Here is a 7,770-nt window from a genome sequence, read left to right on the forward strand (position 1 = left end):
TCCTTTGCCGTCACGGCCAGGCCGCCCGGCGGGTCGGAGCCCGTGCGCCTGGCCGAGCTCGGGCCCGGCACCCTCTTCGGGGAGGTGGCCCTGGTGAGCCGGGCCCCCCGCACCGCCACCGTGACCGCCCTGGAGGAGGGGGAGGTGCTCCGGGTCGCCGCGGAGGACCTGGAGCCCGTGCTCGCGGCCCACCCGGAGCTGCGCCGGGCGCTGGAGGCGCTGCGTGACGAGCGGGCCGCGGCCACCATCTCCCAGCTCCTGGGGAGGCGCGCCTGATGGATGCTCTTCTGGAGGCGCGCGACGTGCGCAAGGTGTTCGTGCAGGGAGGCGCCCGGCTCGAGGTGCTCAAGGGCATCGAGCTCACGGTGGCGCGGGGGGAGTGCCTGGCCGTGGTGGGGCCCTCGGGGGCCGGAAAGTCCACCCTGCTCCACATCCTGGGAGGCCTGGACCGGCCCAGCGCGGGGCAGGTGCTCTTTTGCGGCGAGGACGTGTTCCGGCGCCCCGACCCCGATCTGGCGCGCTTTCGCAACCGGCACGTGGGGTTCGTGTTCCAGTTCCACCACCTCCTGGCCGAGTTCACCGCCCTGGAGAACGCCGCCATGCCCGCGCGGATCGCGGGACGGCCCCGGGAGGAGGCCGAGGCCCGGGCGCGGGAGATCCTGGAGGCGGTGGGCCTGGGGGCGCGGCTCACCCACCGGCCCGGGGAGCTCTCGGGAGGGGAGCAACAGCGGGTAGCCCTGGCCCGGGCCCTGGCGCTCGACCCGCCCCTGGTGCTGGCCGACGAGCCCACGGGCAACCTGGATCACGGCACGGGAGAGGCTATGCACCGCCTCATGCTCGACTGGAACCGCCGCGCGGGCACGGCCCTGGTGGTGGTGACCCACAACCGGGAGCTGGCCCAGTCCATGGACCGGATCGTCACCCTGGCCGATGGCCGGGTGACGCAGGAAGAGAGGATGGCCCGGTGAGGTACCGTCTGTGTCTGGCCCTGTGGCTGCTCCTCGCGGGGGCGGCCGGTGCAGCACCGTCCGCCGCCGCTTCCGAGCCCGGAGAGCGGGTCCTCTCCGGGGTGGCGGTGCGGGGCAATCTGCGGGTGGAGGAGGGGCTCATCCTCCAGAAGATCTCCAGCCGGGCGGGGGAACCCTACGACCCGGCCCGGGTCCGGGCGGACCTGGCGGCCATCTACGCCCTGGGGAGCTTCGAGGACATCGTGGTCGAGTTCGGCGACAACGGCGTGCTCACCTTCGTCGTCCTCGAGCGGCGCGCCCTTCGGGAGTGGCGCACCGAGGGCGCCGACAACGTGGACAAGGAGGACGTGCAGAAGGCGGTGTCCCTCAAGCGCCGCGAGATCCTCGACGACGCGCGGGTGGAAGAGGGCGCCCGGGCCATCCGGGACCTGTACCGGGACAAGGGGTACTACCTGGCCCAGGTGCGCGCCGAGGTCGTCCCGGTGGACGACGGGCGAAACCACGCGGACGTGGTGTACCGGGTGTCCGAGGGAGCCAAGGTGCGGGTCAAGGATGTCAACCTCCTGGGCGTGCGCCAGGGGGAGGAGAAGGCCATCCGCAGGACCCTGTCCACGAGCCCGGCCGGGTGGTGGTCGTGGCTCACCAGCTCGGGCACCTTCAAGGAGGCGGACCTGGAGCGGGACCGGGAGGTGGTGCGGTCCTACTACCTGAACCGCGGCTTCGTGGACGTGGACGTGAAGGACCCCCTGGTGAGCCTTGCCGCCGACCGGCGTTGGCTCAAGGTGGACATCCCGGTTTCCGAGGGAGAGGTCCACACGGTGGGCAAGGTGGCTTTCTCGGGGGATCTGGACTTCCCGGAGGAGCTCCTCCGGGCCACGGCGGGCTTGACCCAGGGGGAGGTCTTTCGCAGCGACGATTTTCGCAAGGCCCACCAGGGACTCACCGATCTGTATGCCGACATCGGCTACGCCTTCGTCGAGGTGGACCCGGGGACCCGGGTGGACTCTGCGGCCCGCACCGTGGACATCGACTTCCGGATCCACAAGGGCGACCTGGTGTACCTGGGGCGCATCGAGGTACGGGGCAACACCAAGACCCGGGACCGGGTCGTGCGCCGGGACGTGCGCCTGGCCGAGGGCGACCTGTACAACGGCACCGCCATCCAGCGCAGCCGACGCCGGATCGAGAACCTGGGGTTCTTCGAGAAGGTGAACCTCACCACCCACCGGCGTCCCGGCACGAGCCTGCTCGACGTGGACGTGGAAGTGGAAGAAAAGGCCACCGGCGCCTTCACCGTCGGCGCGGGCTACTCCTCGGTGGACCGGATCGTGGGCATGGCCAGCGTGAGCCAGCGAAACTTCCTGGGCCTGGGCTACCAGCTCGCGTTCCAGGCCAACTTTGGCACCACGCGCGAGACCTACAGCCTCACCTTCAACAACCCCCGGGTCTTCGACTCCGACGTCTACGCCGGAATCGACCTCTACAAGTCGCGCGGGGAGTACAACGACTACACCAAGGATTCCCTCGGCGGCGCCCTCAAGCTCGGCACCGCGCTCACCGAGGAGTGGCGCATCCGGGGCATCTACCGCCTGGAGGAGGCACAGGTGATGGACGTCAGCCCCGACGCCTCCCTCCTGCTCCGGGACCAGGAGGGCACCACCGTCACCTCGTCCGTCACCACGCTCCTCAACTACGACAGCCGGGACAACCCCTGGGAGCCCCGCCGGGGCGTGAACGCCGAGGGGAGCGTGGAGTGGGCCGGAGGCCCCCTGCAAGGGGACGCGTTCTTCCTCAAGTACGGCCTCGACGCCTCCCGGTACCTGCCCCTGTGGCTCCGGCACGTGCTCACCCTCCACGGCCGCGCCGGGTACATCCACTCCCTCCAGGGACGCAGCATCCCCATATACGAGCGCTACACCCTGGGGGGCATCAACTCCCTGCGGGGCCTCAAGTCCCGGAGCATCGGGCCCGTGGACGCCGAGAGCGGCGACGTGGTCGGCGGCGACAAGGAGCTGCTCTTCAACGTGGAGTACCTCTTCCCCCTCATCGAGGAGGCCAAGCTGCGCGGCGTGGTCTTCTTCGATATGGGCAACGCGTGGGAGGAGGGGGAGACGTACCTGGAGACGCCGATGCGCCGGACCGCGGGCGCCGGGGTGCGCTGGTTCAGCCCCATGGGGCCGCTTCGCCTGGAGTGGGGCTACGTACTGGATCGGAAGGCCGGTGAAGGGGCCTCCCAGTGGGAGTTCAGCATTGGGGGATTCTTCTGAGGCGCGTGGCGTGTGGCATGTTGCCCGCGGTCCGTTGTCCGTTGGAGAAGGTGGGCGGAGGATCGTAGAATACCGCCCTGACAATACGGGGGCGCGAAGCGAATGAGGAGACAGTCCATGTTGGGAAGATGGGACCGTAACGGCATCGGGATTGCAATTTTGGCGGCGCTCCTCGTGGCGGTGGGAGTCGGGGGAGCGGCTGCCCAGGACAAGGTGGGGGTGGTGGACCTGCAGCGCTGCCTCAATGACTCGAAGATGGGCAAGCGCTACAAGGCCGAGTTCACCGCCGAGGCGGAGCGGATGAAGGCCGAGCTGGAGCGCGAGGAGGACGTCCTCAAGGGCCTGCGGGAGGAGCTGGAGAAGCAGGGAATGATCCTCTCGGAGACGGCCCGCGGGGAGAAGGAGCGCGCCTACCGCGAACGGGTGGACGCCTTCAAGGAGAAGTTCCAGCAGAGCCAGCAGGTGCTCCAGCGCCGGGACCAGGAGCTCACCCGGCGGATCCTGCGGGACCTCCAGGGCGTGATTCGGGAGCTGGGAGAGACCGGGGGCTACGCCCTCATCGTCGAGAGGGGGGAGGGGGGGGTGCTCTACACCCCCGCCCAGGCCGACATCACCGACGAGGTGGTCCGCCGGTACGACAAGGCCGGGGGAGCGGAGTAGGGGCCGTGGCGGAAACCTGCACCCTGGCGGAGTTGGCACGGCTCCTCGGCGCCGAGCTCCATGGCGACCCCCGCGCCGTGGTGCGCGGGGTCGCCACCCTGGACGAGGCCGGGCCCGAGCAGCTCTCCTTTCTGGCCAACCCCAAGTATCGCCCCCTTCTGGCCGCCACCCGGGCCGGGGCGGTCATCGTCTCGCCCCAGGACCGGTTGGAGGGTCGCAACTGTCTGGTGAGCCCCAACCCCTACCTGGCGTTTGCCCGGGCAGTGGCCTTCCTGCACCCCCAGGTGCGGCCGGCGCCGGGCGTGGCGCCGGGGGCGCACGTCGACCCGACGGCCGAGGTGGCCCCGGGCGCGGCGGTCCTGCCGGGAGCCTTCGTGGGCGCGGGCGCCCGGGTCGGGGAGGAAACCGTCCTTCACCCCGGGGTCTACGTGGGGCCGGGGGCACGGATCGGCCGGGGATGCCTGCTCCACCCCAACGCGGTGGTGCAGGAGGAGTGCGTGCTGGGAGACCGGGTGATCCTGCAGCCCGGCGCGGTGGTCGGCTCCGACGGCTTCGGCTTCGCCCGCGACGGCGCCCGCCAGGTGAAGATCCCCCAAGTGGGGATCGTGGTCCTGGAGGACGACGTGGAAGTGGGAGCCGGGACCACCATCGACCGGGCCGCCCTGGGGGAGACCCGGGTGGGCCGGGGCACGAAGATCGACAACCTGGTCCAGCTCGGACACAACGTCCGGGTGGGAGAGGACTGCCTTCTCGTCGCCCAGGTGGGGGTGAGCGGCTCCACCCGGGTGGGCAACCGGGTGGTGCTGGCGGGCCAGGTAGGGGTGGTCGGGCACGTGGCCATCGGCGACGGCGCCATCGTGGGAGCCCAGTCGGGGGTTCCCGCCGACCTTCCGGCCGGGGCGGTGGTCTCGGGGAGCCCCGCCTTTGCCCACCCCGAGTGGCTCAAGGCGCAGGCGGTGGTGCGCCGGCTGCCCGAGCTGAGACGGACGGTCCAGAAGCTCGAGCAGCGGGTGCGCGACCTGGAGGCCGTCCTCGCCCGCGCCCAGGTGCCCGGAGAGACCCCCCCTCCCGAGGAGGCCCCATGATCGAGGTGTCGGACATCCAGTCCATCCTGGCCTGCCTGCCCCACCGGTACCCCTTCCTGCTGGTGGACCGGGTGCTCGGTCTGGACAAGGGCCGGTCCATCCACGCGATCAAGAACGTCACGGTCAACGAGCCGTTCTTCCCGGGCCATTTTCCAGGCCGGCCGGTGATGCCGGGGGTGCTCATCGTGGAGGCCCTGGCCCAGGCCGGGGGCATTTTGGCGCTGCGCACCACCGGGGAGTGCATCGAGGGCAAACTCATGCTCTTTCGCTCCATCGACCGGGCGAAGTTCCGCAAGCCCGTGACCCCCGGCGACCAACTGCACCTCCACGTGAACGTGCTCAAACAGCGCCAGGGCTTCTGGTCCTTCGGCGCCGAGGGCAAGGTCGACGGCGAGGTCTTCGCCGAAGCCGAGCTCTCCGCCGCCATCGTGGATCGGGAGGCATAGAGGTGCACGGACGGACACGGACGTGCACGGACTTTCACGGACGGCGGATGCCAAGGCTCCGCAACCCGCAACGCGCGACCCCAACTGACAACGGACCACGGACCACGGACCAATTCCAATGATCGACCCGAGAGCAGTCATCCATGGCGGCGCAGAGCTGGACGAAGGGGTGGAGGTGGGGCCCTTTGCGGTCATCGGCCCCCACGCGCGCCTGGGGAAGGGCGTCACGGTGGGCTCCCACGCCGTGGTGGACGGCCACACCACCGTGGGGGCAGGGTGCCGGATCTTTCCCTTCGCCTCGGTGGGAACCATCCCCCAGGACCTCAAGTACCGGGGCGAGCCCACGCTGCTCGAGGTCGGGGAGCGCACGGTGATCCGGGAGTTCACCACCGTGAACCTGGGCACGGCCGGGGGCGGGGGGGTGACCCGGGTGGGTTCCGATTGCCTCCTCATGGCTTACAGCCACGTGGCCCACGACTGCCTGCTGGGCAACCGGGTGATCCTGGCCAACGCGGCCACCCTGGCGGGCCACGTGACCGTGGAGGACTTTGCGGGCATCGGGGGGCTCACGGCGGTGCACCAGTTCGTCCGCATCGGCGAGCAGGCGTACGTGGGGGGCTGCTCGGCCGTGGTGATGGACATCCCGCCCTTCTGCACCGCCTCGGGCAACCGGGCCAAGCTCTTCGGCTTGAACCTCGAGGGCCTCAAGCGCCGGGGCTTCGACCAGGAGGTCCAGGCGGCCCTGCGGCGCACGTACCGGGCGGTGTTCCAATCCAAGGAGACCCTGGCCCGCTGTCTGGAGAAGGTTCGGGAGGGGAAGGACTACGCCCTGCCCCCCGTGCGCCGCTTCGTGGACTTCATCGCCGGCTCGGAGCGGGGAGTGACGCGCTGACATGGATCGGCTTGCGGTAATTGCAGGGGCGGGGGAGTTCCCGGTGCTCATGGTCCGGGAGCTGCGCCGCCGGGGCGTGGAGACCGTGGCGGTGGCCTTCGAGGAAGAGGCCGACCCGGCCATCGAGGCCGAGGCGGACCGCACCTACTGGCAGGGCGTCGGCAAGGTGGGCAAGCTCCTCAAGCTCCTCAAGAAGGAGAAGATCGAGCGCGCCGTCTTCGCGGGCAAGGTGCACAAGACGCGGATCTTCAAGGACTTCCGCCCCGACATCAAGGCACTCACCCTGCTCTGGGGCCTCAAGGACCGAAAAGACGACACCATCATGCTCAAGGTGGCCGAGGTGCTGGCTGCCGAGGGGGTGGAGCTCCTGCCCCAGACCGTCCACATGGAGGCCTATCTGCCCGGCCCCCAGGTCTTCACGGCGCGGGAGCCGACGGAGGAGGAGCGTGCCGACGTGGAGTTCGGTGCCTCGGTGGCCCGGGAGCTCGGCCGCCTCGACATCGGCCAGACCGTGGTGGTGAAGCGGGGCGCGGTGCTGGCCGTGGAAGCCATCGAGGGCACCGACCCGGCCATCCGCCGGGGGGGGAGCCTGGGGGGGGCAGGGGCGGTGGTGGTCAAGGTGGCCAAGCCGTCCCAGGACCTGCGCTTCGACGTGCCCGCCGTCGGGGTCGACACGATCCTGACCTGCGTCGACGCCGGCATTCGGACCCTGGCCATCGAGGGCGGCCGCACCTTCTTCTTCCAGCGCGACGAAGCCGTCGCCCTGGCCGGCCGCAACGGAATGGCGATCCTGGCCTTCTGAGATGCCGACCCTCGCCCTGGTGGCCGGCGAGGCCTCGGGAGACATCCACGGGGCAAACCTGGTGCGCTCCCTGGCCCGTCTCCAGCCGGGCCTTCGGGTCTGGGCGGTGGGGGGCGCGGCCCTTCGGGGGGCCGGGGCCGAGATCGCCTTTCCCAGCGAAGAGCTCTCGGCCATGGGGCTGTGGGAGGCCGCAGGCCGCCTGCCCGCCCTCCTGCGCGCCCGGCGTGCGGTGCTCGGGCGCTTCCGGCGAGATCCTCCCGACCTCTTCGTTCCGGTGGACTTCGGGGGCCTGAACCTGCGGCTGGCGCTGGCGGCCCGGAAGGCCGGCATCCCGGTGGTCTACTACGTTCCCCCCAAGGTCTGGGCCTGGGGCGGCTGGCGGGCCAAGCGCCTTGCGCGGGCGGCGGACGAGGCGCTGGTGATCCTGCCCTTCGAAGAACCGGAGCTCCAGCGGCGGGGCGTGAGGGCCCGATACGTGGGCTCTCCGGTCCTGGACCACCTGGGCCCCCGGCGATTCGCCCCCGAAGAGGGCACCGTGGGGCTCCTCCCCGGGAGCCGGAGGGGGGAGGTGTCGCGGATCTGGCCGCTCTTGCTCGCGCCGGCGCGGCTCCGGGCTGCCGGCCGGCCGGCGGGGGAGGGGACTCTTCGCT

At 70.9% G+C, this 7,770-nt stretch carries 9 protein-coding genes; all 9 read left to right on the forward strand.

What is annotated here, in order from left to right; all coding sequences use genetic code 11:
- Nucleotides 1-276, forward strand: a 276-nt coding sequence (locus AB1578_20235) for a cyclic nucleotide-binding domain-containing protein (GenBank protein ID MEW6490223.1), incomplete at its 5' end; no start/stop codon positions are given.
- Nucleotides 276-968 (forward strand): ABC transporter ATP-binding protein, encoded by a 693-nt coding sequence (locus AB1578_20240; protein MEW6490224.1) that lies wholly within the window; start codon nt 276-278, stop codon nt 966-968. The genes AB1578_20235 and AB1578_20240, both read left to right, overlap by 1 nt.
- Nucleotides 965-3,235: an outer membrane protein assembly factor BamA gene (bamA, locus tag AB1578_20245; protein ID MEW6490225.1), complete on the forward strand. Its 2,271-nt coding sequence runs from the start codon at nt 965-967 to the stop codon at nt 3,233-3,235. The genes AB1578_20240 and bamA overlap by 4 nt, the downstream gene beginning before the upstream one ends.
- Nucleotides 3,236-3,352: 117 nt before the next feature.
- Entirely contained in the window at nt 3,353-3,895 is a 543-nt protein-coding gene (locus tag AB1578_20250) for an OmpH family outer membrane protein (GenBank protein MEW6490226.1), read from the forward strand.
- 5 nt (nt 3,896-3,900) lie between these two features.
- Nucleotides 3,901-4,980, forward strand: coding sequence for a UDP-3-O-(3-hydroxymyristoyl)glucosamine N-acyltransferase (gene lpxD, locus AB1578_20255; protein MEW6490227.1), 1,080 nt, complete (start codon nt 3,901-3,903; stop codon nt 4,978-4,980).
- Nucleotides 4,977-5,426 carry a 3-hydroxyacyl-ACP dehydratase FabZ gene (gene fabZ / locus AB1578_20260; GenBank protein MEW6490228.1) on the forward strand — a complete coding sequence of 150 codons (450 nt, stop codon included), beginning with the start codon at nt 4,977-4,979 and terminating at the stop codon, nt 5,424-5,426. Before lpxD ends, fabZ begins: the two co-directional genes overlap by 4 nt.
- Nucleotides 5,427-5,544: 118 nt before the next feature.
- The gene (lpxA, locus tag AB1578_20265; GenBank protein ID MEW6490229.1) at nt 5,545-6,318 is read left to right on the forward strand and encodes an acyl-ACP--UDP-N-acetylglucosamine O-acyltransferase; all 774 of its coding nucleotides are present in this window, start codon (nt 5,545-5,547) and stop codon (nt 6,316-6,318) included.
- A gap of 1 nt (nt 6,319) precedes the next feature.
- On the forward strand, nt 6,320-7,120 hold the full coding sequence (lpxI, locus tag AB1578_20270) for a UDP-2,3-diacylglucosamine diphosphatase LpxI (GenBank protein ID MEW6490230.1): 801 nt from the start codon (nt 6,320-6,322) through the stop codon (nt 7,118-7,120).
- A gap of 1 nt (nt 7,121) precedes the next feature.
- A partial coding sequence (locus AB1578_20275; GenBank protein ID MEW6490231.1) for a lipid-A-disaccharide synthase occupies nt 7,122-7,770 on the forward strand: 649 nt, incomplete at its 3' end.

The organism is Thermodesulfobacteriota bacterium, from assembly GCA_040756475.1.
Lineage (GTDB): Bacteria > Desulfobacterota > Deferrisomatia > Deferrisomatales > JACRMM01 > JBFLZB01.

Coding starts and splice junctions, on each gene's coding strand:
- lpxI (MEW6490230.1), top strand. CDS start 6,320: ATGGATCGGCTTGCGGTAATTGCAGGGGCGGGGGAGTTCCCGGTGCTC.
- AB1578_20250 (MEW6490226.1), top strand. CDS start 3,353: ATGTTGGGAAGATGGGACCGTAACGGCATCGGGATTGCAATTTTGGCG.
- AB1578_20240 (MEW6490224.1), top strand. CDS start 276: ATGGATGCTCTTCTGGAGGCGCGCGACGTGCGCAAGGTGTTCGTGCAG.
- fabZ (MEW6490228.1), top strand. CDS start 4,977: ATGATCGAGGTGTCGGACATCCAGTCCATCCTGGCCTGCCTGCCCCAC.
- lpxA (MEW6490229.1), top strand. CDS start 5,545: ATGATCGACCCGAGAGCAGTCATCCATGGCGGCGCAGAGCTGGACGAA.